The organism is Paraburkholderia largidicola (assembly GCF_013426895.1).
Lineage (GTDB): Bacteria > Pseudomonadota > Gammaproteobacteria > Burkholderiales > Burkholderiaceae > Paraburkholderia > Paraburkholderia largidicola.
In genome coordinates this window covers 829939-854910 of sequence record NZ_AP023175.1, presented here as the reverse complement: position 1 = coordinate 854910, position 24972 = coordinate 829939, and the positions used below count along the sequence as shown (strand labels likewise).

Here is a 24972-nt window from a genome sequence, read left to right as displayed (position 1 = left end):
CTGGTGGTTCTTTCCTTCCTTGAACAATACACATTTATCAACCAGAATTTGTTGCAGAAGCTGTTCGGAGAAATTAGTAGCCGACGTACGAAAGTACTCTTCACTAAACGAATAAAAGCGGCAACAGACAGGCATGCACTTGCATAAATAAAAAAGTAGTCCTCTGCTCCGAAGAAAATCGGGAGTCTGGCGAGCCGAATCATGTCTCAACCGGGACGCTGACTCGCGTCGTTCTGTTCGCAGCAATCATCCAGGCTTCGGTCCTCACTACGGATCCATGCCCCTCTCTTTGCAGATGGGAGAACGCGATGAATGCAGATGTCACGAGGCTCGGAGCCTACTCCGAAGTGGGCAAATTGCGCATGGTGATGGTCTCGTCGCCGGGGCTTGCTCATCAACGTTTGACGCCTAGCAATTGCGACGAGCTTCTTTTCGATGATGTGATCTGGGTGAGTCAGGCCAAACGCGATCATTTCGATTTTGTGACGAAGATGCGCGAGCGCGGAGTAGAGGTGCTGGATGTACACAACCTGCTCACGCAGACAATGGACAATCCGGAAGCACGTCAATGGGTGCTCGACAGAAGAGTCGGCGACGATAGCGTTGGCGTAGGACTGAGCACCGAAGTGCGCGCGTGGATGAACGAACTGGATTCACGCCGACTCGCCGAACTGCTGATTGGCGGTGTGTCGCTGGACGATATCCCGGGCAGTGACGCGCCTGTTCTGAAGCTATTTCGCGAGTATCTGGATTACTCCAGCTTCCTGCTGGCACCGCTGCCCAATATGGTGTTCACGCGCGACACCACATGCTGGATCTATGGCGGCGTGACACTCAACCCGATGTATTGGCCCGCGCGGCGGCAGGAGACACTGCTCGCCGCGGCTATCTACAAGTTTCACCCGACCTTCGCCAATGCAAACTTCGAGTTCTGGTACGGAGACCCGGACAAGGATCATGGCGCCTCCACGCTCGAAGGCGGCGACGTCATGCCGATCGGCAAAGGTGTCGTCCTGATCGGCATGGGCGAACGCACATCGCGTCAGGCAATCGGGCAGGTTGCTCGATCGTTGTTCGACAAGGGCGCGGCTGAGCGGGTGCTGGTCGCCGGCATGCCGAAATCACGCGCTGCGATGCATCTCGACACGGTGTTCAGCTTTTGCGACCGCGATCTCGTGACGATTTTCCCGGAAGTGGTCGGACGGATCGTCACGTTCTCGATCAGGCCCGACGACAAGACGGCATACGGCATGAGCATCCAGCGCGAAAGCAAGCCATTCGTCGAAGTCGTCGGCGACGCATTGGGACTGAAGGAGTTGCGGGTCGTCGAAACAGGCGGAAACCGCTTCGCCGCGGAACGGGAGCAATGGGACGACGGCAATAACATGGTGTGTGTCGAGCCCGGCGTCGTGATTGGTTACGACCGGAATACGTTCACGAATACGCTGCTGCGCAAGGCGGGCATCGAAGTGATCACGATCGCGGCGAGCGAGCTTGGGCGCGGACGGGGCGGCGGGCATTGCATGACGTGTCCCATTGCCCGCGACGCTGTCGATTATTGAGGTGTTGGCACTGTGCGCCGCGGATCCGGCGCGACCGCCCGACAAACGGAGACAACTCATGGCTTTCAACCTGCGAAACCGTAGCCTGCTTAGCCTGATGCATCACAGCGGCCGTGAACTGCGCTATCTGCTCGACCTGTCGCGCGATCTCAAACGCGCCAAATACGCAGGCACGGAACAGCAGCATCTGCAGCGCAAGAACATTGCGCTGATCTTCGAGAAGACCTCGACGCGTACCCGCTGTGCATTCGAAGTCGCTGCGCACGACCAGGGCGCGCACGTGACCTATATCGACCCGAATTCATCCCAGATCGGACACAAGGAGAGCATGAAGGACACGGCGCGCGTGCTCGGCCGCATGTTCGACGCGATCGAATATCGGGGATTCAGTCAGGAAGTGGTAGAGGAACTCGCACAATACGCGTCCGTACCCGTCTTCAATGGCTTGACGGACGAATACCATCCGACGCAGATGCTCGCGGACGTATTGACGATGCGCGAATACGCCGACAAGCCGCTACATGACATCAGTTACGCGTATATGGGCGACGCGCGAAACAACATGGGGAATTCCCTGTTGCTGATCGGCGCGAAGCTCGGCATGGATGTGCGAATTGGCGCACCGAAGTCGTTATGGCCGAATGAGGCGCACATCGAGGCGTGCCGGCAGTTTGCCAAGGAGAGCGGCGCACGTGTGACGCTCTCGGAGGACCCGAAGGAAGCCGTGAAGATGGTCGATTTCATTCACACCGACGTCTGGGTGTCGATGGGCGAGCCGGTCGAAGCCTGGGACGAGAGAATCAAGGTGTTGCTGCCGTATCAGGTGAACCGGGCGTTGATCGAGGCGACGGGCAACCCGCGAACCCGCTTCATGCACTGTCTGCCGGCGTTCCACAATTGCGAGACCAAAGTGGGTCAGCAGATCTCGGAGCGTTACCCAAATCTGGTGAACGGTATCGAAGTGACGGAAGACGTTTTCGAGTCCGATTACAACATTGCCTTCGAACAGGCGGAAAACCGGATGCATACGATCAAGGCGATCCTCGTTTCGACGCTGGCCGATATCTGACCATACTGGCCCGTGCTCCCTATCCGTTGTCCTGCGGCGCGTCGTTAGTCGCTGGGCGACGCGTTTTCAGGAGGTCATATCATGCGCCTTGTCATAGCGCTAGGTGGCAACGCGCTGCTGCAGCGCGGTCAGCCCATGACGGACAGCCAGCAGCGCGAGAACGTCAGGGTTGCTGCCGCGCAGATCGCGAGGGTCGCGACGGGCAATGAACTGGTCATCGCGCATGGCAATGGTCCGCAAGTTGGACTGCTGGCATTGCAAAGCGCCGCGTACACGGAAGTCGCGCCGTATCCGCTCGACGTGCTCGGTGCGCAGACGGAAGGCATGATCGGCTACATGATCGAGCAGGAGTTGGGGAATCTTCTGCCGTTCGAAGTACCCTTTGCGACGATCCTGACTCAGGTCGAAGTGGATCTCGCGGACCCGGCGTTCGCGCATCCGACCAAGCCGATCGGACCGGTGTATTCGAAGGAAGAAGCTCAGAGGCTTGCGCGCGAGAAAGGGTGGAGTATTGCCGAAGATGGCGACAAGTATCGTAGGGTGGTCGCGAGCCCGCGACCCAAGAGGATCTTCGAAATTCGTCCGGTGAGGTGGCTGCTCGAAAGAGGGACGGTCGTCATTTGCGCGGGCGGCGGCGGCATCCCGACGTGTTACGACGACAATCGCAAGCTGCGAGGCGTCGAAGCTGTCATCGACAAGGACCTGTGTTCCGCGTTGCTTGCGCAGGAGCTCGAGGCGGACCTGCTGATCATCGCCACCGATGTCAACGCGGCTTATGTCGATTGGGGTAAGCCGACGCAAAAGGCCATCGCCGAGGCCCATCCCGACGAACTCGAAAAGCTGGGTTTCGCGTCGGGGTCGATGGGTCCCAAAGTGCAGGCCGCCATCGAGTTCGTGCGCAATACCGGTAAGGACGCAGTGATCGGCGCGCTGCCGGATATCGTCGCGATCACGCAGGGCAGCGCCGGTACGCGGATCGGCCTGCGCACGCGCGGAATCGGGTTCTATCCGTCTGCGTAGTACGGCGAGAGGTGTTCGCGCCGTGCCGGTGACACGCTACGGCGCGACGGCAGGGCCGGGATTCGACGAGGCGGGCGAAGGATCGGCAGTGTGGGGTACGCTCAATCGTCCATCGGACGATGTGTCCCGCCCGCCGCGTGGCGTCATGGTCCGAAGCAGGATGAAGTCCCGTTCGGGATCGGGCATCGCGATGATCGCGTGCAAGGTCACTCGCGTCATCCAGCACATATCCGATGCCGTTGCCTTCGACGGATTGGACGCGTAATACGCATATCGTTCCATGTTCATCTCGTCGCCGTGCAGTTCCGCGATAAGCGTGCGCGAGAGTTGCTGATCGGCGGCCTCATTCTGTTGTGGCGTTCCCGTTGGAACGGGCGCATTCGACGCCTCGATCACGAGCACCTTGAACAGCAGCGAGAAGTACAGGTCGACGTCGGAATCCGTCATCTCGCGCAACGAGATGCGATTCATCACCGAGCGCATGTCGGACAGACCGAAGCAGTTGACGGGAACCAGCTCGTCGAGGAATCGGGTCAGCAATGTCACGTATTTGAGCCGGTCTGAAGGCGTGAGATGGGCCAGTCCGTTCGACATGTAACTTTCACGTGCGGCCGGATCGAGAAAGATCTGATCGATGCGCCGTGTGTCACCGTTGGTGCCCGTCGCGATGTCGGGGTCGTGCCGGATCTTCTCGACCCACCTGCGAATGATGTGAGCCTTGTTCGAATCCGGATCGATGCTCGCCCTCAGAAGCAGGCTTTCCAGATCGACCTGTTGCGCATCCGTCGGAGCATCGGAGAAGGTGGGGCCGACCGTCAGCGAGTCGAACGCGGGATCGCGGCGTATCGCGGCGCCAGCCAGTGTCGTGGCCGCCAGTGCGACGATCAGCAAGGCGATACAAGAGGCGGAACGTCTCATGTTGCCTCCCCGCATTGAGCCGCTTTACGCGTGTGTTAGCCCTGAAAGTCGGGAATCAGGGAAGACACGGGCTGTTTGCCACGAGGGTCCGTTGTTGTCACGGGCTTACGCGGCAGACCGTTCATCAAGTGTGCGTCCCGACTTCAAGGCTGCACCTTCGCCCAGCCGGGTCCAGGGTCGAACGACGAAATGGCTTTCGCCTTCGCCGCGCTGTCGGGCCCGAGATCGCGTTCATAGACCTGACCCGCATGACTGACCATGAAGCTCTTGATGCCCGTGTCCCCATAGCGCACAGGCCACGCGAGAACGGCGAAACCGCCGAACAGCTTGCCGTGCGCGACATAGTCATAGGCACCGCCCGGCGCATGCGGACCTTGCGAGGTCAGTAGCTTGTAGTGGTAGCCGTGATAGCCCGCATCCGCGGCATTGCGAGTGGTCGCCTGCACGAAAGCCGGGCCGAGCGGGCTGGGAGGCGCATTGGGTTCGGTCGGCCAGTACAAACCGTCATGCTTTCCGGGTGAACTCGACAGTTTCGATGCATACCGGAGCAGGCCGACGCCATCGTGGTCGGTGAGGGCATATTCGCGCTGCGCGTCGTAGATCGCGAGCATCGTCTGAATGACCGCGAGTTCGTTTCGGCCGATGCGACGCAGGCGCATTTCCTCGACACCCGCCTGCATATCGAAGTGCCATCCTTTTGCGCTCTTCACGAGCGGAATGGGAAAAGTCCATCCGTCGTTGCCGACGCCGATGCGGGCATGCTTGTCGCCCGTCTGCTCGACTTGATGCGCCTTGCCCCATTCGTCGAGGAAGCGGCTGCGGATGTCGGCGCCGACGGGCGGAATCAGGTTGCGAAAGTCGCTCCCGAAGATGGATTGCAGCGTCGCCTCGTCGTTGTTCGTGACGGCCTCGCCGAATGCGTTCATTGCGGCATCGGGCGTACTGAAGTCCTTCTCGGCCTGCGCCGCCGGCAAGGCGCCGAAACACAGTACGCATCCCACGACAAAGCTGCGCAAGATGCCCACAAGCCGTTCCGAACGAAATCTCGAGGTGGATGTCATGCTCGTGTCTCCCTAGCGTCTTCCGCCGCGCCCGCCGCCCGCCCGCATGCCGCCGCCGCCGCTCGGTCGGCTGAAGCCCGAGCCCTGCATGCTGGAGCGTCCCCGGTCATAGCTGCGTTGTGTGGCGCCGCCTGCGCCTACACCCTGAAATGCGTTGTCGCGTCCGCCACTGACGCCGCCACCGCCACCACCCACGCGATCGGCGGCGCGCGACAAGTCGCTGGTGCCCGCGCGGTTCGCGCCGCCGCCGAAATTACCGGCCGCGGATCTGTCCGCGCCACCGACACCACCCGCGCCACCCCGATCGCCCATGTTCGACCTGTCCGCGACAGATCCGCGATTGCCTGCATTTCCTCGGTCGGCTGTGTTGGCGCGTCCACCTGCGCCCCCGTCACGCCCGCGGAAATCATTGCGTCCCTCGGCACCGCTGACGTTGCGCGAATACTTGTCGCGAGTTGCATTGTCGCGGTACGCCACGCCCTGGCGATGGCTGCCGTCGTGCTGCCAGCGTCCACCTTCCACCTTGGTGCGGTCGAAGTTGCGATCGATGTTCGCGGCCTTGTTGACGTTGATGTTGACGTCGCCGCCGCCCCAGTTGCAGTTGCTGAAGATCGCGCCCGCCGCGGCGAGCCCGATGCCCCACGCGAATCCCGTCATCAGCGCCGCGCCTGGATAGTAGGCAGGATAGGGCGGCCAGTAGGTCGGCGGATAGGCGGGATAACTCCACGCGCCGTAGACCACCGTCGGGTTGTATGCGGGAACGTAGATCACTTGCGGATTCGCAGGCTCGATCTTCACGATGGTCTGGGTTTGCCCGCCCGCGGGCGCCGGTTCGACGACCACGTTCTGCTGTTCGTTCGACTTGAGATTGCCCGAGTCTTTCGCGCGGGCGCGCAGTCGCTGCACTGCGGCGAATACTTCCTTTTGCTGCGCGAGGAAAGCGTCGCCGAGTTTCTGGGTCCAGTCGAGCTTGTCATTCATCGGCTCGAGAATTTGGGGGAACGCAACGAGCGATTTCACGCTGACATCCCACGGCTCATTTTCGACGGCCTTCACGGCAGCGTCACCCTTGACGTTGGGATTGGCCTTGACCCAACGCGCCGCGTGCACGATCTCCAGCGGATAAGTCGACGCCATCAATACCTGCGACAGCACGGAATCGGGATACAGCGCGATCGGCGCGACCAGTGCCTCGATCTCTTCCGGCTTGAATGATTGGGCTGGCGCGGGCTGCGTATTCTGGGCTTCCTGGGCGAGCGCGGTGCCCGCGCCGAGCGTCAGCACGACAAGCAGCCAAAGACACGTGGCTTTGGCCCGTCGTAGGTTCCACGAGGACATGGCCGCTCCTTCAGACTGGATGACAGGAACCTCGACGAATCGGTCCTGTTGCGACTGACGGCAGATTGCAAATTGGCTTGCGGGATATTGCGGCGTCTTCTCAATACGATGTTAGAACATCTATCGCTTCTTGCGGATTAAATAGTCAGTGCTTTTGGCGCAGGGTAAGTCGGGTGGCGATGATCGATGACGGCTGCTAGAGTGCCTTTACATCTCTGCATTGTGATCGGCTCATTCTTCATCGCATTCAATCAGGCGCGGAGCGCAACGGCTCGCGTTTCGTGAAGCCAAATAATTGCACGTTTTAAGCCTTGCACCGTAATCCGCCTTTCCCAGATCGATGAGTAGGCATCACAAGGCGTGCTGCGTGTGGGTTGTCGTTTGCGGAAGGCGAATACCAACGGCTGACGTCAATGATGACCTTCGACGGCAGCCATTGATGACAGTCGACGTCGGTCCGGGAGTTGACCTTGGTACGTCTCGCACAATGCGGCGCGGCAGTCCTGGCGGTCTGCCTCTTCCTCATAGCGGTTTCAACCCATGCGCGCGCAGCCGACGGCGACACGCTCGCGCAGGTACGAGCACGCGGCGTGGTGAGATGCGGTGTCAGCGAAGGCGTCCAGGGGTTTTCCATCAAGGATCGATCCGGGCTCTGGAGCGGAATCGATGTGGACTTCTGTCGCGCGGTGGCCGCTGCGGCGTTGGGCGATCCATCCAAAGTGGCTTATGTGCCGCTCAGAGCTGCCGCGCGTTTCCCGGCACTCACAGAAGGCATGATCGATCTTCTCGCCCGCAACACCACGTGGACGCTGCGCCGCGAAGCGGCACTCAAGGTGCAGTTCGCGGGCGTTCTCTTTTATGACACGCAGGGATTCCTCGTGCGTAGCGCGCGCGGCGTCCAGACGGCCGCTGGGCTGAAGGGCGCAACAGTGTGTGTCGAAAAAGGAACCTCCACGCAGGTGCATTTGCGCGACTACTCCGCCGACAACCAGCTGGAAATCATACCGTTGGTGATCGACTCCGCCATCGAAGCGCGCCGGGCTTTTTTCGCAGGGCGTTGCAGTGCCTATGCAGCCGATTCGGCACAGCTCGCGGCAGTGCGCCTGGAAGCTCCCGATGGGCCGCAATCCGTGCAGCTCCTGCCGGAGCGGATCGCCAAAGAACCGCTCAGCCCAGCCGTTCGCGGCGGAGATCAAAGCTGGTTGACGCTCGTACGCTGGGTGCTGTTCGCGCTGGTGGCGGCAGAAGAGTTGGGTGTCACGCGCGATAACCTGCAATCGCGCCTGAGCGAAGTGGCAGTCAGGCGCGCGCTCGCCGATGGCGACGAAAGCGATCGCAGCCTGGGCGTCGAAACAGGCTGGCGGGCTCGCGCCGTGCAAAGTGCCGGCAACTACGGGGAAATGTTCGATCGGAACCTCGGACCCGGTACATCGCTGAAACTGGACCGCGGCCTGAACCGGCTGTGGACGCAAGGCGGCTTGATGTATGCGCCGCCTTTCCGCTAAAGATCTGGACGGTGACATGAGCCAGGTGCAGATCTATATCACGGTTGCCGTATTCGCGGCCGTCATTCTGCTGATCGCATTCAATGTGATCGACATGGCCGTCGCGGCATTGACGGGCGCATGCATCCTGATTGCGCTCGGCATCCTGGACGAGCAGGACCTCGTGGAGGCGACCCGCACGGCTGCCGGTCCGCTTGGCTTGCTGTTCGGCGGCATGGTCGTGGCACGCGTCCTCGCCACCACGGGCCTGTTCGACGTCATCGGCGACGTCTATCTCCGGGCGACGGGCGGAAGCGGAACCCGCTTTCTGCTGATGCTGATCGCGCTGGTCGCGCCAATCTGCGCGGTGTTACCGAATGCCACGACGGTCATTCTTCTTGCGCCCATCATCGTGCGCGTGTGTATTGCGCTCGACGCTGACTACGTCAGGCCTATGGTGCTGACGGCGATCATCAGCAACTCGGCTGGATTGCTCACGCTAGTGGGCGATCCAGCAACCTTCCTGGTGGGAAGCGCGATCGGCATGACCTTTGGCGAGTACCTGCGCCGTGTGTCGCTCGGAGGGCTGATCGCGGTGCTTGTCATCGTCCCGCTTCTGCCCGTTCTGATGCGGGACCTGTGGGACCTGAAGCGCGCGTTGCCGCCGCGCGGCCCGGCGAAACGGATTGAACGGCCGGTGTATGCGACGCTCGCTGGCGCCGTGCTCTTTTTCATGATCGCGTTATTCGTATTCGGCGAAAACCTGCCGACGCGTATCGTGCCGCCCGCGGTCGCGCTGATCGCAAGCGCGCTCGCATTACTGGTGGGCTTTGCCGCCAAAGTCGAACCCACCGATAACGTACTGCGCGACGTGGACTGGAAAACCCTGGTCTTTCTTGCGAGCATCTTCTGTCTGGTACAAGCCATGGCGAAGACAGGACTGCTCCAGATCCTGGCGTTCAAGCTGTATCAGGTATTCGGCGTGCAGTTGACGCTCGTTGCGCTGACGCTGCTCGCTGGCATTGGGCTGCTGTCGAGCCTGCTTGCCAATGTACCTGTCGCCGCCGCGTCGATCGTCATGGTCAAGGGTTATCTCGTGATGGCCGAAGTCGTGCCTGAAACCGCGCTTTCGGCGGGCTTTTCCCAATGGCCCGCCGCGTCAGTGCCGGTATTCATCGGCATGATGTTCGGCGCAACCCTCGGTGGCAATGCGACGCTCGTCGGCGCAGCGGCTAACATCGTTGCGGCGGGCATTTGCGCGCGTCAAGGAAGGCCCATCACGTTTGGCACATTCCTTCGGTATGGATTGCCCATCACGCTGGCGCAGCTTGCCATGTCCGCTTTGTATTTGCTCGCTTTGACGCGCTTCTTACGTTGAGGGGCGAGAAGAGTTCGTCACGATACGACCTAACGTCGGCCGCCACGTCCGCCTCCGCCGCCGCCACGTGCTGCGCCGCCCCCACGGTTGAAGTTCGAAGACTGTGCGCTCGCCTGCCCACGATTGAAGTCCCGCTGCGTCGCCCCCGCACCCCCGCCGACGCCCTGGAATGCCGAGTCGCGGCCGCCGCCCCCGCCTGCACCTCCGAAGCCGGTCTGTGCGTTCGACGAGCCGACACGCGTGGGTGTTTGCGCGCGATTGCTCGCGGCCGCACTTCGATTGGACGTCTGCGCGCGATTGCCGGCTGCGGCGTCGCGGTTGGCTGTCTGCGCGCGATGGTTGGCGCCAGCGCCAGCGGTCCGGTTGGCCGTCTGTGCGCGGTTGCCGGCTGTAGCACTTCGGGCCGTCTTGTCGGACCGATTGCCGGCGCCTGCGCTTCGGCCTGCGCGGTCGGCGGTACTCACATTGTTCTGACGACCGGTGCGATTTGTGCCTTCCGCCCGATTGGCGACTCCCGCACGCTCGGTGGCGCCGCCGGTGCGACCGCGATAATCGCGTCGCGCGTCGGCGCCCTGGACACCGTTCGCGTACTTGTTGCGAGTCGCATTGTCACGATAGGCGACGCCCTGACGATGTCCCGCATCGTGTTTCCATTTGCCGCCCTCTACCTTGGTGCGGTCGAAATTCCGGTCGATGTTGGCGGCCTTGTTCACGTTGATGTTGACGTCGCCGCCGCCCCAGTTGCAGTTGCTGAAGATTGCGCCCGCTGCGGCGATGCCGAGCCCCCATGCGAACCCGCTCGCAAGCGCGGCGCCGGGGTAGTAGGCGGGATACGGCGGCCAGTAGGTCGGCGGATAGGCGGGCGCGCTCCAGCCGCCGTAGACGACGGTGGGGTTGTAGGCGGGCACGTAGACGACCTGGGGATTGGATGGCTCGATGCGCACGATGGTTTGCTGCGCGGGAGCGGCCTGGCCGCCTGCACCCGGAGCAGCAGGTGCTTCGACAATGACCTTCTGTTGTTCGTTAGACGCCAGGTGTCCGGCCTTTTGCGCACGCATCCTCAACCGCTGCACCGCGTCGAGCACGTCCTTCTCATTGGCCAGGAACGCATCGCCGAGCCTTTGGGTCCAGTCGAGCTTGTCGTTCATCGGCTCCAGCACCTGCGGAAACGCCACCAGCGACTTCACGCTGACGTCCCACGGCTGGTCTTGCACTGCTTGCACGGCGGCATCGCCCTTCAGGTTCTTATGCGTTTTCACCCAACGGGCAGCGTGCACGATCTCGAGCGGATAGGTCGACGCCATCAGGATTTGCGATAACAGCGAGTCGGGATAGAGCGCAATCGGCGCGACTAACGCCTCGAGTTCTTCCGGCGGGAATTGCTGGGCCTGAGACTCGGGCGCCGAGGCGGGGAGCGGTACGGACGCAGGGGCCGCGACAGATGCCACGGCCGGCGCCGACGCTGGCGCGGAAGCGGGCACAGAAGCCGGCGCCGAAGCGGCCTGGGTCTGAGTCTGCTGATCCTGTTGTTTCGATGGGCAGCCCGCCAGCAGGACGACGAGGCTGGTGCTCAACAGTCGTGCAATCCGTATCGACATGGTCACCCCTGTTTCTTCGTCAGGCAGCGAATTGATCCAGGGCTTCGAGGCACGCGGCCGGATGAGCAGGCGGATGAAATCGCTGATTGATAGATTGACGCGACGCTGCACTGCGATCCGATGATTGATCATTCACTAGATTAGTACTCGTCGCACGATCGGTACAGTTCGATGCAGTGTGATCGAATACTGCAAGTCCAAACGATGACAGTGCGCGCAAAGTACTCCGTCGCGAAGTTGGCGCGTAGAGCGGCATTCAATTAGAGTCATCGAGAGAAGAAAAGCAATAAGCGCGTCGACACGACGCGCTTATTGCGCGCTGCTCTCGTTTACACATGAGTTCACGCAACCATCTTTTTTGAAACAATCAGGCCAATGGATTCGCATTTCGCATTGGTCGCGACGCCTGTTTCGGGTAGCGAATGCCATGTTTATTTCGTTCGTGCGTCAGAATCCGGAATCCGGCAGCGATGTCCATCGCGTGCACAGGATTCGCACCATGCGGACGGACGTTCTCCGTTGCCCTGCAAATTGTTCGAGAGGACGAAGGCGTCCTCGTTATGACGGGTGGTTCCGGGCAGCGTGGACCGCGGCGATTTTTTCGGCTATCGCCCTCACGCCGGTTGACGCGCACGCAAGTGATGAATCTCTCAGTTTCAGGGACCCGGATGACGGGCAATTCGACGTAAGCGACTTCCTGCTCAAACACAAAGGCGCGTTACCCGTACCCATTCTGATCACCGAGCCCGCGGTCGGCTACGGCCTTGGACTTGGACTATTGTTCTTTTCCGATCCGGCTTCCGACGCCGGGCCCGCTCCGCCGCGCGATAGCAAGGATCGCGTGCCGCCCAACGTGACGGTACTGGGCGGCCTGTACACCCAGAACGGTACGTGGGCCGCTGCTGCAGGCCACTTCCACACCTGGGACAACGACCGCTACCGATATCTTGGTGCGATCGCCAAAGTAGATGCGCATCTCGACTACTTTGGCCTTTCCAGTCAGCCGAGATCCTATACGCTCCAGGGCGTTGCCTTGATCCAGCAAATGCTCATGCGTATCGGCAGTAGTCGCTGGTATGCGGGTTTGCGCTATATCTTTTTCGATTCGTCGTCTACGTTCGGTTCTGGCGAAATACCGGGAGAACTCGGCAGCGTGCAAAAAGATCAGCGCATTGGCGCCGGCAGTATCGTCGTGGACTATGATTCCCGAGACAATATTTTCTACCCGGGTGAAGGCAGTTTCCTCGAGATCGAGGCGCAGGCCGCCCGGGCGGCTTTCGGCAGCACGCAAAACTACGATGTCTACGCTGCGCGAGGCTACACATGGCAACCGTTGACCCGTACGCTGATACTCGGCCTGCGCGTGGACAGCAAATTTTCCACCGGTGACATTCCGTTTTACGCACAACCGTATGTCGATCTGCGTGGCGTTCAGAAGGGCCGGTACCAGGACAGGAATGCCTTGACGGCCGAAATAGAATTGAGATGGGATCTCATACCCCGCTGGTCATTGCTCGGCTTTACAGGCGTGGGCAAGGCATATGGACGGTGGCACAGCTTTTCTGAATCGCAGAATGTACAGAGCGTCGGCGCGGGCGTGCGCTATCTGATCGCACGCAAGCTCGGCCTCGCGGTAGGCATCGACGTCGCACACAGCAAGGATCAAAACGCGTTCTACATACAGGTCGGCAGCGGGTGGCGGTGACGGAATCGGTGCGCCCGCACATCAGAGGATGAAACCGATGAAGACGATGCGTGGCGAGATTCTCGGTGCGGTCGCTTTATGTGCTGCGATTCGGAGTGTAGAAGCCAGCCCGATTGACTTGTCGAACGCCTTGCCTAATTTTTTTGGAGGCGGTATCGGATCGACGACGGAGTATGCGGGTGGCAAGGACCGGATAGTCGGCGTCGTGCCGGGCATGCGCTATGTGACGAGCGGCGGTCACTTGCTGGAGTGGTATGGAACCTACGCACAATATAACTTCGGTGACCTTTCAGGCTTCCAGTGGGGCCCAGCTCTGGCATTGCGGCTGGGTCGGCGAAATGTGGACGATGCCGTGGTCTCGCAGGTTCACAGCGTGGACACGACGCTGGAAGGTGGCGGCTTCGTCGGATACGAATACAGCCACGTCGGCGATATTCCGTATCGCCTGCGAGGAGAGGTCACGGTCGTCACGAATGCGGGTGTGGTCTATTCAGGCGCGCGCGTCTCGCTGAACACCAGCGCGTGGTTCCCGGTACATCAGCGGATGTTCGTCGGAGGCGGGCTGGGGGCGACGTGGGTGAGCGCAGGTTTCAACGAAACCTATTACGGCGTCACGGCAGAGGACGCCGCCAAAAGCGGACTGCCCATGTATACGCCAGGCGGAGGACTGAATCAGGTGACGGGATGGCTTGCCGCTATCTATCAGATCAATCCGAGCTGGTATGCGGGCGCCATGATCTACTACCAGCGCATCAGCGGGGACGCAGCCGCGAGTCCGATCGTCACGCAGCGGGGCACGCGGAACCAGCTGACCTATGGAGTCGGCATCGCGTACGCCTTTCGCTAAGTGTTTGCTCGCATCGGTTGGCAGCAACATCTGGCAGGATTAGTTGGCCGGATCGCATGTCGACGGATTGACGAAGTGGATGTGAACAACCACGATACAGAGATTGAGCCGCGGCTTCAGCAACCCGGCGTGTTTCGAGAGCCGCGCGCGGCCGCCAGGCGAAGACGGGTCGCCATCAAAGGAAAGCAACCTGACGCGTCAATTGACGGGAGGGCTTGATGCGGTTTCGCACCATTGAGTCAGCTTGCAGTCTCGAAGACGATCGCCAAGGCACCCTGGAGACGGCCATTTTCCGCCGGCCACGGCCGCGTTGCACGCTATGCCTCGCGATGAGCGCGTGCCTGATCCTCGTCTTGCTGCCGCTTCCGGCACGCGCCCAGCAAACACCGGATCAACAGCTGTCGAACCGCACGGTGATCGGCGGCAACGTGAAGCAGCACGCCGACGCAGTGCTCGCGGTGATGAGCTACACGACGGTCCCGGATGTCACGACCAGTTCGCTTTCGATCAACAACGGTACTTCCGGAAATCCTGGTTTCGGTCAGTCACAACTGGGGGGCGGGTTTACGCTCAGCAGGTCCTTTCCGTTGTACGTAGAGGGCACGCTCGCCTATAGCCGCTACGACCCGACGTTCCTCGCCACGGACGGTGCCCAGCAGCGTGAATTGCCAACCCGATGGAACACCTTCAGCACCACGGTCGGGATCGGCTGGGACTTCCGGATCACCAATGAACTGGTATTCCGTCCGATTCTCAACGGTACGATTGGACGCGTATCGAGCGATCTGAAGATCGGGCAGTCGGTCGTCAACCATGTGACCGACCGCAATCTCCAGTTCCTGCAGAATGGATCGCTGGATGCATATGGCTATGGCGGCTCGCTCGTGCTCGACCTCGAACACTACCGCGAAACCTATGAGATCGACGCTGAATTGCGCGCGACGGACATTTACCTGCGCAGCTTCGGCAGCACGTCGGATGCCGTTCAGGGTTCGGCGATGGCGCAGCAAGTGAGCCTGTGGACGCGCTGGCGCGCGCCGACCGGCTGGCACGCACTCGACCGCCCGATCCGCTATGTGCTGGAACTGGCTTACTCGCACTACTTTGGCGACAGCGCCGGGGTACTCGGTTTCAACGATCTCACGTCATTGGGCGTTGGACTCGAACTCGACAGCAGCAAATATCCGATCGTCATCACGCGCACGCGCGCCCTCGTGAGATACGTCTTTGGACACAATGTGCACGGCGTGTCGTTCGGGTTTGCTGTGAGCTTTTAAGTGCATCGGCGCAACCCATATCTGACATGAGACTAAAGTCCAATAACGTCCTTGGGATAGAGCGCCTAGATTAATAAGTTTCCAGGCCGCCATATCCTCAAATGGAGGACCGTCCGGAAGCGTTCTCCATGGACGCGTTCACGCGGCGTCCGATCATTCGTGTTCAGCGCTTCGCCAGCGAACACGCTGGCGTATCAGTTCGCGTAGGCGCATCAGGCGCTGGCGCGGGGAGGATCATGCCATTCTTCCGCACATGGCGGGCAGTTGCCTGCATCCTGATCGCGCTCGGCGCTTGCATCATTGCCGCGCATGGCGCGCCTCTGCCCGCCACGCTGCAAGGAATCGTCAACACCGCGACGGGAGCGGCATCGCCCGTTCCGGCATCGCAATCCGCATCTTCCGCCGCCAGCGAGGCTGAGCTCGCGCGTTCGCTGGACACCTTGATCGATACACTCGACAACGACACCCAACGCACTGCGCTCGTCACCCAACTGAAAGGGCTGCGAGACGCCAACCAGCATGTTGCGCCCGCAGCGCCTGCGCCAGCCAAAGGCGATCTGCTCGGCGCGATCGCATCCGGCCTTGCATCCGTCGAGAGCAACCTGAACGAAGGCCGCACGCCGCTGCATTTCTGGGCGACCCGTTTCAACGCGGCAGCCGGCGAACTGCGAACGGTTCTCACAGGTTCACGCGGAGAATCATTCGCCGCGGTTCTGATCGGCATGGCTGTGACGCTGGCGGGATGGGGCGGTTGCGCAGGCTTGCTGGCCTATGTGCAGCGACGCGTCGGTGCGCATTATGGCTGGCATGTTGCACTCGCGCCGAATCCGACGTCGGTCGACCTGTTGAGCTTCGCTTTGCGGCAGACCGGGCCCTGGATCGTCGCGTTCGTGGCGGTGCTGCTGTTCGTGCAGGCAATGCCCGATGCACTCGGACGAACCCTCGGGCTGGTGATTGCCTATGCGATCGTCGTGGGATCGGTCTTCTCGGCGATCTGCATGATCGCGTTCTCCGTGTTCGGCACGGCTCATCGGCGCGTCGCCGTCCAGCAGTTGCTGGCGCGGGGCCTTTGGCCGCTGTTTGCAATCGGAGCCTGTGGCGCGCTTGGCGACGCAACGGCTAATCCTGAAGTGATACGCCTGCTCGGCGCGAATCTGGCCGGGCTCGTGTCGAGCTTCGCAAACATGGCGGCGGGCATTCTGATCGGCTACTTTGCGCTCGCTTACCGCCGGCCCGTCACGCACCTGATACGCAACCGCGCGTATTCGCGCAGGCGCGATCACAAGTTCGCCACGGAAGCGCTCGATATTCTCGCTTCACTGTGGCATATCCCGATCCTGCTGATCGCGATCGCCTCCGTCGTCGCGATCATCGACGGGCGTGGTGAAGAGGGGAACGTCTTGCAACCGTCTCTTCTCAGTGCGCTGTTTCTTGTTCTCACGTTGTTCGTGTCGGCGTTGCTGCTGCATCTGACGCGTCGTAAGGATTCGCGCGTGCAGCGCCGTGCGCCGCACCTGATGCGACTGTTGCGCTTCGCCATCATGTTGTTCCTGCTTGCGATGTGGCTCGCGTACATACGTTTCGAACTGGTGCTGTGGAGTGGTCCGATCGCCCGGTTGATCCGACACAACGCAATGACGCCTGGCTTCAGACATGCGCTAGTCGCCGTTATCGCGACGGTGTTTGGCGCGTGGTTGGTATGGATTCTCATCGATACCGTCATTCTCGAAACATTGGGCCCGAGCAGTTCGCGCAACAAGACACTCAATCCGGGCGTGCGAGCACGCACGATGTTGCCGCTGCTGCGCAACGCGACATTCGTGACGGTTGCGAGCCTGGCGGCCATCGTCGGCGCCGCGAGTCTTGGGATCAACCTGACGCCTCTGCTGGCAGGCGCCGGTGTGATCGGTCTGGCTGTCGGCTTCGGTGCGAAGTCGCTGGTCACGGATCTGATTACGGGACTGTTCATCATTGTCGAGGAGACGATCTCGGTAGGCGACTGGATCGACGTCGACGGCGGCCACGCCGGGACCGTGATGGACCTGACGATCCGCACAGTCCGGTTGCGCGACGGACAAGGCGCGGTTCACACGATCCCGTTCTCGCAGATCAAGATCGTCAAGAATCTTTCGCGTGACTTCGCCAATGCCGTCTTCGAAGTCAGGCTGCCGTTCTCGGCGGACATCGATCAGGTCACACGGATGATCGCGGAAGTCGGGGCCGAGCTGATTGAAGATTCCCGCTTTCGCGACGAGATACTCGGTCCCATCGAAGTGTGGGGGCTCGACCGGTTCGACCCCAACTGGATCGTCGTAAAAGGGCAGATCAAGACCCGGCCGCTAAAGCAATGGAGCGTGGCGCGTGCTTTCAATGCACGGCTCAAGCTCGTGATGGACCGGGCTGGCATCGAGATCCCGGTGCCGCAGATGCAGCTGCACGCATCACAGAAGGAGCGCAGCGTGTGATCTCGCCCGAAGCCGGCATTGAATAGCGGCGCGCAGCTGCTTTCTGCAGAAGGTATCTACGCGGGAATGATCCGTTCCTGCTTCAACCTGTCGAACAGTGCGAAGAACGCATCCGGTGTGCTCTGGTAATCGAGGAAGCCGGCTCGACGGCTTTTGCTCATGTCAGTCAGAACTTCCATTGGACGACCGAGATCGGCATCCGTATGCCACCACGACACGAGCCTGTCGATGCTGCTTTCCTTCAACTGATAACGGCCCGCAATTTCCGACCATTGTCTGCTCGCTTCCTGCATGCGATGTTCGAGCGGACGCGTCTCACCGTCGAAGGGCGCGGGCTCGATGCCGAAATACTGCGCAAGCTGCGACCACATCCATTTCCACCGGAACACGTCGCCATTGACGACGTTGAAGTCCTCGTTGCGCGCGTTGGGCGACGTGGATGCCCATTCGAGATGCCGCGCGAGCAGGCTCGCGTCGGTCATATCCGTGAGGCTGTTCCATTGCGCGGCCGAACCGGGAAACACGAACGGCTGCCCCGTCTCCTTGCACAGCGTCGCGTACACGGCGAGCGTGACGCCCATGTTCATCGCATTGCCGAGCGCGAAGCCAATGATCGTATGCGGCCGATGCACGCTCCAGCTGAAGTCATATCGATGCGCTGCTTCGAACAGCCGGTCTTCCTGCTCGTAGTAGAAATTGTCGACGGGCTGGCGGCCCTGTTCCTCGCGAAACGGTGTGAGCGGGACACTGCCTTGCGCATACGCTTCGAACGGCCCGAGGTAGTGCTTGAGCCCTGTGACCAGCGCAGCGTGTTCGAGTGTGCCGGACGGGCCGAGCGCGTCCAGCACGTGACGGACCATTGCGCCGTTCACTTCGATGTTCTCGCGCTCGGTTGCCTGTCGCGACCATGCGGTAAAGAACACGTGGCTGAAATGCTGCTCTTGCAGCGCATCGGCAATGGATTTCGCGGAAGTCAGATCGGCGGTGACGGCTTCGATTCCATCGGGCGCTGCCGTGCGGCCGCGCGAGAGACCCGTGACGTTCCAGCCTCCGGATGCGAGTAAATGTTGCGCGAGATTACCGCCGACGATGCCCGTCGCGCCGATGATGAGAGCCCGTTTGTCCATATCGCGTCAATATCGAAAAGTATCTGTGTTTGCAGGGGGAATCTGTGGATCCACGCTTAGTCGGCGGATGCGTCTGCACGCTGTCGAACGTCCTGTGGGCCACTGCATGCAAGAGTAGCGGGTTCTATAATCTGGCGTTTCGACGCTGGACACAGCGTGCTTCCCGACGGCGCCAATGTGGCATGGTTGACGGAGCGCATCAAGCAATTGCTATTACTAGTAATGGCAGTAACAGGGAAAGCAGAAGGAGGCTGGACATGGAGAAGCAGCAACGCCTGAACGAACTGGCCGATTTTCTGAGAACGCGCCGCGCACGTCTTCGACCTGAGGACATCGACTTTCCGAGCGGCAGCCGCCGCAAGACACCGGGCCTGCGGCGCGAAGAAGTGGCCGAACGCGCCGGCATCAGCGTGACCTGGTATGCGTGGCTCGAACAGGGCAGGGAAGTGAATGTGTCGTTCAAGACCATCGAAAGTCTTGCCAATGCGTTGAAGCTGTCTGCGCATGAGCGTGCGCATCTGTTCGAGCTGGCCAATCACTACACACCGCCTGGCCCGTATCCCATTGCGCAAAACGTGACGGACACCGTTCGACGCATGCTCGATCAGCTTGGCAACATGCCGGCGTATGTCATCGACGGCAACTGGAACTATGTGACATGGAACGAGGCAGCCGTGCGCGTGTTCGCCGATTTCCGCACGATGCCCGTAGGCCGCTGCAATCTGCTGTGGTTCACGTTCCAGCAGGACGGCGCGCGTGCGCTCTTTCAGGGCTGGGACGCCTATGCGAAATGCGTGCTGGCGCAGTTTCGCGGCGACTACATTCTTCGGCCTTCGGGCGAGGTGTTTTTACGCGATCTCGTCGAAGAACTGAGCGAAACGGACGCTGACTTCTGCCGCTGGTGGGCGGAGCATGAAGTGCTCAAGCGCAGCGACTGGCGCAAGGTGATCCAACATCCGGTCGCCGGCGTACTGGAACTGGATGCACTGTCGCTGGAAGTGCCCGATGCGCCGGGGATACGCATCATGGTCTACACGCCGGCGCCGTCGACGGACACCGCGCTGCGCATCGAGGCGCTGATGAAAATCGATCTCGCGGCGACAACGCAATTCGAGGCCGCGACGGTACTGGACACATTTCGAAAAGCGCGAGTGTCGAAAAGCGGTCGAAGCCGTTGACGACACCAGGCGCTGGTATAAACCCTGGGCCGCGCCATGCGAGATGCCACGTCCCAGTCACGACGCCGTGCTACCGCTTCATGCACGAAATGCGTGCACGCTTTTCGGCGTAGAACATCGAGAGGACGCAATTGGAACAGCCAGGACGCGTATTATGAAAATACCCCGTTCGGCCTCGTTTCCGATCGACGTATGACAGTTCGGTTGAGGTAGGTATTGCAGATCGGCAATGCTTACCTCAACGCTTATCCGACCAGATGCGGCAGCGCCGGCTCGTACGTCAGGGCTCGGCGTGAGCATCGATGTGCGAGAGGGCATCCCATGCTGCAGCCATTTGCATCATCTGATCCGTTCACGATGGGCGTCGAACTCGAGGTTCAGGTCGTCAACACCCATGATTACAACCTGACGAAGGCGGCGACGGAGTTGCTGAATCGGGTGAGCGAACAGACCTTTGCGGGCGCGATCAAGCCGGAGACGACGGAAGGGATGATCGAGCTGTCGACGGGGATATGCCAAAACTTCGACCAGGCACGCAGCGAATTGCAGGGGCTTCGCGACACCCTGGTTCGGGCCGCCGACTTTCTGAATGTCGGAGTCTGCGGCGGCGGCACCAACTTCTTCCAGAACTGGTACGACCAGCGTTCCGACGGACGCGAGCGCTCCGAATATCTGATGGGGCTGTATGGCGCGCTATACCAGCAATTCACCATCTTTGGCCAGCACGTGCATGTGGGCTGTCCCGATCCTGATTCGGCGCTCGTTCTTTTGCATTCGCTTTCGCGTTACGTTCCGCACTTCATTGCTTTGGCGGCTTCGTCGCCTTACGTACAAGGGAGCGACACGAAGTTCCAGTGCGCCCGGCTCAATTCGGTTGCTCCCTTTCCTTTGTCGGGGCGAGCGCCGTTCGTGACGACGTGGTCGGCGTTCGAAGAGTATTTCGAGCGCATGGCGAAGACGGGCCTCGTCAATAGCCTGAAGGATTTCTACTGGGACATACGTCCAAGCCCGGGATACGGCACGATTGAGATACGTGTCATGGACACGCCGCTGCGCGTCGAATGGGCCGCCGCGATCGCGGCTTATATCCAGGCCGTTGCGCGTTATCTGCTGGTCGATAAGCCATTGCATCTCAGTGAGCGTGATTACGAAGTGTATCGGGCGAACCGGTTCATGGCCTGCCGCTATGGGCTCGATGGTCTATGCGTGAATCCGGAGAGTGGGCATCGCAGTCCGATTCGGGGCGACATACTCCTCACGCTGGAAGCGATCGCCGAGCATGCGCGCATTCTGGGCGCGGAGGAGGGCCTCGATATCATCAAGCGCACGGTGACCGACGGCGTCAGCGACGCCATGTGGTTGCGCCGTATCTACGGCGTACACAATTCGTTGCATGAGGTTGCCCGTCAGCAATGCCAGGTTTGGCGTGGCGCGCAGATGCCGGGATAGACGCTGGATTTTGCAGACCGTTGTTTTCCTTTCCATGCATGCGATTGGAGTGACAGTCGAAGCCGTGTCGCCAACGGAACGGACGGCACGTCCGCTGCATCCGTAACGGATAGCGGATATGGTAGTCGGCATGCAATGGTTCGCGATTGCTTTCGGAAGAAGTGGTGTCGTCGACAGTCGCGAGCCGATATCCCCGTTGTACCTGCACGTTGTCGCGTACGCACGCGAATTGACGGGCTGCTTTGCGCCTGCGAGGGTGCGGAGGTAGCACTATGGATGCGCCGACAGATTTCCAGCTGCGAAAAATCCCGCTGAAACACGGGCCTGGTGCGATGCCCGCCATCGGGTTCGGTACGCTCATCCCCGATCCGGCCACGACCCGAACGGCTGTCTACGATGCTCTGACAGAAGGGTTTCGACACTTCGATTGCGCGGAGCGATATAGAAACGAGAGCGAGGTAGGCGAGGCCTTGCAGAAGGGGCTCGCAGCGAATGGGATCGCTCGCGAAGAGGTCTTCGTTACGACCAAGCTCTGGAACTCGAACCATCGGCCCGAGCGCGTCCCGCAGGCTTTCGAAGCAAGCTGCAAGAAGCTTGGAATCGACTATCTGGATCTGTACCTGATACACACGCCCTTTGCATTCCAGCCCGGAGACGATCAGGACCCACGCGATCAGAATGGCGACGTGATCTACGACGACGGCGTGACGTTGCTCGACACATGGCGCGCGATGGAAGCGCTCGTCGATGGCGGGAAATGCCGCGCAATCGGACTGTCCGACATTACGTTGAGCGATCTGCAACCTCTATATGAGGTGGCACGAATCAAACCGGCGGCGGTGCAGGTCGAAGCCCATCCGTATCTTCCTGAAACGGAGCTTCTCGAGTTCTGCAACGGCAACGGGATCGTGTTTTTGGCGTTTGCTCCGCTGGGACATGGAATAAGGCCGGGCCCGCTCGATGATCCCGTCGTCGCAGCGATCGCTGCGCGTGTCGAGAAAACACCGGCCCAGGTCCTACTTGCCTGGGCGGTGCAACGCGGCACGGCGATGCTGACCACGCCAAAGACAGCCGCTCGCGCGCGGGAAAACTTCAGTATTGCCGCGCTCCCGGCAGACGCGTTCGAGGCGATCGATCAGATTCAGACCCGGCGTCGATACAACGAAGTCGTGAAGACGGGCACGCCAGGATTCATTCCGTCACGCAAATGAGCGCCGTGTATTGCCGTAGTTGACCAAGCGCGCATCGCGGCAAGGACGCGCTCTGCCGGAAATCGTATAGAGGTGTGAGTGACATGGCTCGACTGCTATCGGTGAATGTTGGCCTCCCGCGCGACATCGAATGGAATGGGCGGACCGTGCATACGGGAATCTGGAAGCTTCCGGTGCAAGGGCGTTGTGTCGCGCGGCGACTGGGCCTTGAAGGTGACGGTCAAGGAGACCTTGGCGGTCATGGCGGAGAACAACGCGCCGTGCTGGCCTATCAGATCGACTCGTATCGACACTGGGAGGCGTCGCTGAACAGGAAAGCGTTCGGCTTTGGACAGTTCAGCGAGAACTTCACGATAGATGGGATGCCGGACCGTGAGGTCTGCATCGGCGATGTCTACCAGATCGGTCATGCAATTTTCGAAGTCACTCAGCCGCGCGTGACCTGCTATCGCCTTGGCATTCGCATGGATGAGCCGCGTATGCCGGCTTTGCTGACATCCAGCGGACGCCCGGGGTTCTATTTGCGCGTCCTGCAGGAAGGCGACGTCGGTGCGGGCGACGAAATCATCAAGCTGCGAAGTGCGAAGGAGCAGATGACCGTCGAAGAGATCAATGCGCTGCTGTATTCGCCTGACCATCCACGCGACCGACTGGAGCGCGCATTGTGTATCGATGCGCTGTCGCCGGGATGGCGGAGGTCGTTCAACACATTACTCGGCAGCATCGAGGCGGGCGCGACTAGCGGCAACGCGGGGCTTGCACCTGCTGCGGCGTCGAATGCGGTTGCGCCCGGCTTTCGACCACTCACGGTCGTCGCAATCCAAACAGAGTCAGCCGACGTTCTTTCGTTCGTCTTCGAGGCGACGGACGGACTGCCGCTTCAGCAGGCTCGTCCGGGGCAATATGTCGTGTTGCGATTGAGACAGAGCGCTGACGATGCGCCGTTCTTTCGGAGCTATTCGCTCTCGGGCGCGCCATCGACAGGCCGATATCGCATCAGCGTGAAAGTCGAACCGGACGGTGTGGCCGGCACCTATCTCGGCGGTCGGGTTCGGGTTGGAGATACGCTCGATGTCAGCGCGCCACGCGGGGACTTCATCCTCAAGGAAGGAACGAATCCCGTCGTGTTGCTCAGTGCGGGAATCGGCGTGACGCCGGTTCTCTCGATGCTGAACGCACTGTCGGCGGCAGGGGTGGAGCGGCAGGTACTCTGGATTCATGCGGCCCGTGATGGCAAGCATCATCCGCTCAGCGCCGAATCTGGCCACCTGCTTAGCATGCTCGAGCACGGACGCAGCTACGTTTGCTACAGCGCGCCAGCGGCGGGCGATCGTATCGGCGTCGATTTCGACGACACGGGGCGTGTGTCGCAAACGATGTTGGAAAAGGTCGGCCTTCCCGCGGATGCCGATGTCTATCTGTGCGGACCCACATCGTTCATGCAGGACATGAAGCGAACGCTGGGAGAAGGCATGGGTGTTCCGGGTTCACGGCTTCATATGGAGCGCTTCGGCGGCGTCGAATCGCTGAATCCCGGTATGACGGACACGTCGGTACGGGCTCCGCATTTGCCGGTAGCCGCGTCTACGGAAGGGCCGCTGGTGTCGTTCGCGCGCAGTGGCATCGCCACGCACTGGAATGCGCTTTCTTATCAAAGCATTCTTGAACTGGCCGAAGCCTGCGATGTGCCCGTCCGGTGGTCATGCCGGTCGGGAATATGTCACAACTGCGAGAGTGGGCTTGTTTCAGGGGCGGTCGCCTATGCGCCGGAGCCGCTCGACAAGCCTGCCGATGGCAATGTGCTGATTTGCTGCGCGCGGCCCGTCGGAGATGTCGTGGTGGATTTGTAGTTTTGATCGTCGCGTGCTCATTGCTTACCGAAGAGGGTGATCGGCTTTTTGGTGTTGGTGCCAAGGCCGCCGTCGGCATGTCATGACCATTAAAACGGATTCCTAATCATATGCCGTGTCGAAACACGACGACGCTTCGACGGCGACACGATCAAGCGTTTATCTGACGTGAGAAATCGGAGCAAGCCACTGGGCTTCGAGGAGGCGCGATCTATCGTCGTTTTGAGTCGTCCACGCGTGATCGGAAATGACAAACGCGACCGCGGCGCACGGTGGCGCCCGCAGAAAAGCACCTTGACCCCACAAACGGACCAGACTTCGATTTGCGGCAGGTGCCTAAACTATGACCGATGCACGCTTGCGTAATTCGGCATGGCGGGTTGACGCTGGCGCGCCGCTGACGGATATTGGCCAATCTGCCCCGCGCCATTCCGA

Annotated in this window: 18 protein-coding genes; 13 read left to right on the top strand and 5 right to left on the bottom strand. The window is 60.8% G+C overall.

Annotated features, from left to right (window positions below):
• Window positions 1-308 precede the first annotated feature (308 nt).
• The 3 genes from arcA (at window position 309) to arcC (ending at window position 3651) form a co-directional block, all read left to right on the top strand.
• Window positions 309-1562, top strand: a complete 1254-nt coding sequence (gene arcA / locus PPGU16_RS20435; protein WP_180724588.1) for an arginine deiminase — start codon at window positions 309-311, stop codon at window positions 1560-1562.
• Between the two features lie 58 nt (window positions 1563-1620).
• Window positions 1621-2631 (top strand): ornithine carbamoyltransferase, encoded by a 1011-nt coding sequence (locus PPGU16_RS20430; RefSeq protein WP_180724587.1) that lies wholly within the window; start codon window positions 1621-1623, stop codon window positions 2629-2631.
• A gap of 81 nt (window positions 2632-2712) precedes the next feature.
• Window positions 2713-3651 (top strand): carbamate kinase, encoded by a 939-nt coding sequence (gene arcC, locus PPGU16_RS20425; protein WP_180724586.1) that lies wholly within the window; start codon window positions 2713-2715, stop codon window positions 3649-3651.
• A 36-nt stretch (window positions 3652-3687) separates the two neighbouring features.
• Here arcC and PPGU16_RS20420 read toward each other — a convergent pair whose 3' ends face one another.
• The 3 genes from PPGU16_RS20420 to PPGU16_RS20410 form a co-directional block, all read right to left on the bottom strand.
• Window positions 3688-4569 (bottom strand): hypothetical protein, encoded by an 882-nt coding sequence (locus tag PPGU16_RS20420; RefSeq protein ID WP_180724585.1) that lies wholly within the window; start codon window positions 4567-4569, stop codon window positions 3688-3690.
• A gap of 143 nt (window positions 4570-4712) precedes the next feature.
• A complete protein-coding gene (locus PPGU16_RS20415; protein WP_180724584.1) occupies window positions 4713-5630 on the bottom strand; it encodes a DUF2950 domain-containing protein in 918 nt (305 codons plus the stop codon).
• 12 nt (window positions 5631-5642) lie between these two features.
• The gene (locus tag PPGU16_RS20410; protein WP_180724583.1) at window positions 5643-6968 is read right to left on the bottom strand and encodes a DUF3300 domain-containing protein; all 1326 of its coding nucleotides are present in this window, start codon (window positions 6966-6968) and stop codon (window positions 5643-5645) included.
• Between the two features lie 470 nt (window positions 6969-7438).
• On the opposite strand from PPGU16_RS20410, the gene PPGU16_RS20405 reads away from it, so the two are divergent.
• The gene (locus PPGU16_RS20405; protein ID WP_180724582.1) at window positions 7439-8473 is read left to right on the top strand and encodes an amino acid ABC transporter substrate-binding protein; all 1035 of its coding nucleotides are present in this window, start codon (window positions 7439-7441) and stop codon (window positions 8471-8473) included.
• Window positions 8454-9830: an ArsB/NhaD family transporter gene (locus PPGU16_RS20400; RefSeq protein WP_243460646.1), complete on the top strand. Its 1377-nt coding sequence runs from the start codon at window positions 8454-8456 to the stop codon at window positions 9828-9830. The genes PPGU16_RS20405 and PPGU16_RS20400 overlap by 20 nt, the downstream gene beginning before the upstream one ends.
• Window positions 9831-9859: 29 nt before the next feature.
• Here the strand turns inward: PPGU16_RS20400 and PPGU16_RS20395 are convergent, their stop codons facing one another.
• A complete protein-coding gene (locus PPGU16_RS20395) occupies window positions 9860-11428 on the bottom strand; it encodes a DUF3300 domain-containing protein (protein ID WP_224032637.1) in 1569 nt (522 codons plus the stop codon).
• Between the two features lie 427 nt (window positions 11429-11855).
• Here PPGU16_RS20395 and PPGU16_RS20390 point away from each other — a divergent pair, with 427 nt between their 5' ends.
• The 4 genes from PPGU16_RS20390 (at window position 11856) to PPGU16_RS20375 (ending at window position 17722) form a co-directional block, all read left to right on the top strand.
• The gene (locus PPGU16_RS20390) at window positions 11856-13133 is read left to right on the top strand and encodes a BamA/TamA family outer membrane protein (protein WP_243460645.1); all 1278 of its coding nucleotides are present in this window, start codon (window positions 11856-11858) and stop codon (window positions 13131-13133) included.
• A gap of 37 nt (window positions 13134-13170) precedes the next feature.
• Window positions 13171-13980, top strand: coding sequence for a MipA/OmpV family protein (locus tag PPGU16_RS20385; protein ID WP_180724581.1), 810 nt, complete (start codon window positions 13171-13173; stop codon window positions 13978-13980).
• 329 nt (window positions 13981-14309) lie between these two features.
• Complete coding sequence (locus tag PPGU16_RS20380) at window positions 14310-15257, top strand: hypothetical protein (RefSeq protein WP_434064431.1); 948 nt, start codon at window positions 14310-14312, stop codon at window positions 15255-15257.
• A gap of 128 nt (window positions 15258-15385) precedes the next feature.
• Entirely contained in the window at window positions 15386-17722 is a 2337-nt protein-coding gene (locus PPGU16_RS20375; protein ID WP_180724579.1) for a mechanosensitive ion channel family protein, read from the top strand.
• A 56-nt stretch (window positions 17723-17778) separates the two neighbouring features.
• Here PPGU16_RS20375 and PPGU16_RS20370 read toward each other — a convergent pair whose 3' ends face one another.
• On the bottom strand, window positions 17779-18849 hold the full coding sequence (locus PPGU16_RS20370; RefSeq protein WP_180724578.1) for an SDR family oxidoreductase: 1071 nt from the start codon (window positions 18847-18849) through the stop codon (window positions 17779-17781).
• A gap of 257 nt (window positions 18850-19106) precedes the next feature.
• On the opposite strand from PPGU16_RS20370, the gene PPGU16_RS20365 reads away from it, so the two are divergent.
• The 4 genes from PPGU16_RS20365 to PPGU16_RS20350 all read left to right on the top strand — a co-directional run bounded on the left by PPGU16_RS20365 (window position 19107) and on the right by PPGU16_RS20350 (window position 24537).
• The gene (locus PPGU16_RS20365; protein ID WP_180724577.1) at window positions 19107-20027 is read left to right on the top strand and encodes a helix-turn-helix transcriptional regulator; all 921 of its coding nucleotides are present in this window, start codon (window positions 19107-19109) and stop codon (window positions 20025-20027) included.
• 321 nt (window positions 20028-20348) lie between these two features.
• Window positions 20349-21476: a YbdK family carboxylate-amine ligase gene (locus PPGU16_RS20360; protein WP_180724576.1), complete on the top strand. Its 1128-nt coding sequence runs from the start codon at window positions 20349-20351 to the stop codon at window positions 21474-21476.
• A 272-nt stretch (window positions 21477-21748) separates the two neighbouring features.
• Complete coding sequence (locus tag PPGU16_RS20355) at window positions 21749-22687, top strand: aldo/keto reductase (protein ID WP_180724575.1); 939 nt, start codon at window positions 21749-21751, stop codon at window positions 22685-22687.
• Window positions 22688-22770: 83 nt separating this feature from the next.
• Complete coding sequence (locus PPGU16_RS20350; RefSeq protein ID WP_180724574.1) at window positions 22771-24537, top strand: MOSC and FAD-binding oxidoreductase domain-containing protein; 1767 nt, start codon at window positions 22771-22773, stop codon at window positions 24535-24537.
• Window positions 24538-24972: the final 435 nt, after the last annotated feature.

What these genes read in the sequence shown, in the direction of transcription:
- arcA (WP_180724588.1), top strand. Translation starts at nt 309, where the DNA reads ATGAATGCAGATGTCACGAGGCTCGGAGCCTACTCCGAAGTGGGCAAA.
- PPGU16_RS20430 (WP_180724587.1), top strand. Translation starts at nt 1,621, where the DNA reads ATGGCTTTCAACCTGCGAAACCGTAGCCTGCTTAGCCTGATGCATCAC.
- arcC (WP_180724586.1), top strand. Translation starts at nt 2,713, where the DNA reads ATGCGCCTTGTCATAGCGCTAGGTGGCAACGCGCTGCTGCAGCGCGGT.
- PPGU16_RS20420 (WP_180724585.1), bottom strand. Translation starts at nt 4,569, where the DNA reads ATGAGACGTTCCGCCTCTTGTATCGCCTTGCTGATCGTCGCACTGGCG.
- PPGU16_RS20415 (WP_180724584.1), bottom strand. Translation starts at nt 5,630, where the DNA reads ATGACATCCACCTCGAGATTTCGTTCGGAACGGCTTGTGGGCATCTTG.
- PPGU16_RS20410 (WP_180724583.1), bottom strand. Translation starts at nt 6,968, where the DNA reads ATGTCCTCGTGGAACCTACGACGGGCCAAAGCCACGTGTCTTTGGCTG.
- PPGU16_RS20400 (WP_243460646.1), top strand. Translation starts at nt 8,454, where the DNA reads ATGCGCCGCCTTTCCGCTAAAGATCTGGACGGTGACATGAGCCAGGTG.
- PPGU16_RS20395 (WP_224032637.1), bottom strand. Translation starts at nt 11,428, where the DNA reads ATGTCGATACGGATTGCACGACTGTTGAGCACCAGCCTCGTCGTCCTG.
- PPGU16_RS20390 (WP_243460645.1), top strand. Translation starts at nt 11,856, where the DNA reads ATGTTTATTTCGTTCGTGCGTCAGAATCCGGAATCCGGCAGCGATGTC.
- PPGU16_RS20385 (WP_180724581.1), top strand. Translation starts at nt 13,171, where the DNA reads ATGAAGACGATGCGTGGCGAGATTCTCGGTGCGGTCGCTTTATGTGCT.
- PPGU16_RS20380 (WP_434064431.1), top strand. Translation starts at nt 14,310, where the DNA reads ATGAGCGCGTGCCTGATCCTCGTCTTGCTGCCGCTTCCGGCACGCGCC.
- PPGU16_RS20375 (WP_180724579.1), top strand. Translation starts at nt 15,386, where the DNA reads ATGGACGCGTTCACGCGGCGTCCGATCATTCGTGTTCAGCGCTTCGCC.
- PPGU16_RS20370 (WP_180724578.1), bottom strand. Translation starts at nt 18,849, where the DNA reads ATGGACAAACGGGCTCTCATCATCGGCGCGACGGGCATCGTCGGCGGT.
- PPGU16_RS20365 (WP_180724577.1), top strand. Translation starts at nt 19,107, where the DNA reads ATGGAGAAGCAGCAACGCCTGAACGAACTGGCCGATTTTCTGAGAACG.
- PPGU16_RS20360 (WP_180724576.1), top strand. Translation starts at nt 20,349, where the DNA reads ATGCTGCAGCCATTTGCATCATCTGATCCGTTCACGATGGGCGTCGAA.
- PPGU16_RS20355 (WP_180724575.1), top strand. Translation starts at nt 21,749, where the DNA reads ATGGATGCGCCGACAGATTTCCAGCTGCGAAAAATCCCGCTGAAACAC.
- PPGU16_RS20350 (WP_180724574.1), top strand. Translation starts at nt 22,771, where the DNA reads ATGGCTCGACTGCTATCGGTGAATGTTGGCCTCCCGCGCGACATCGAA.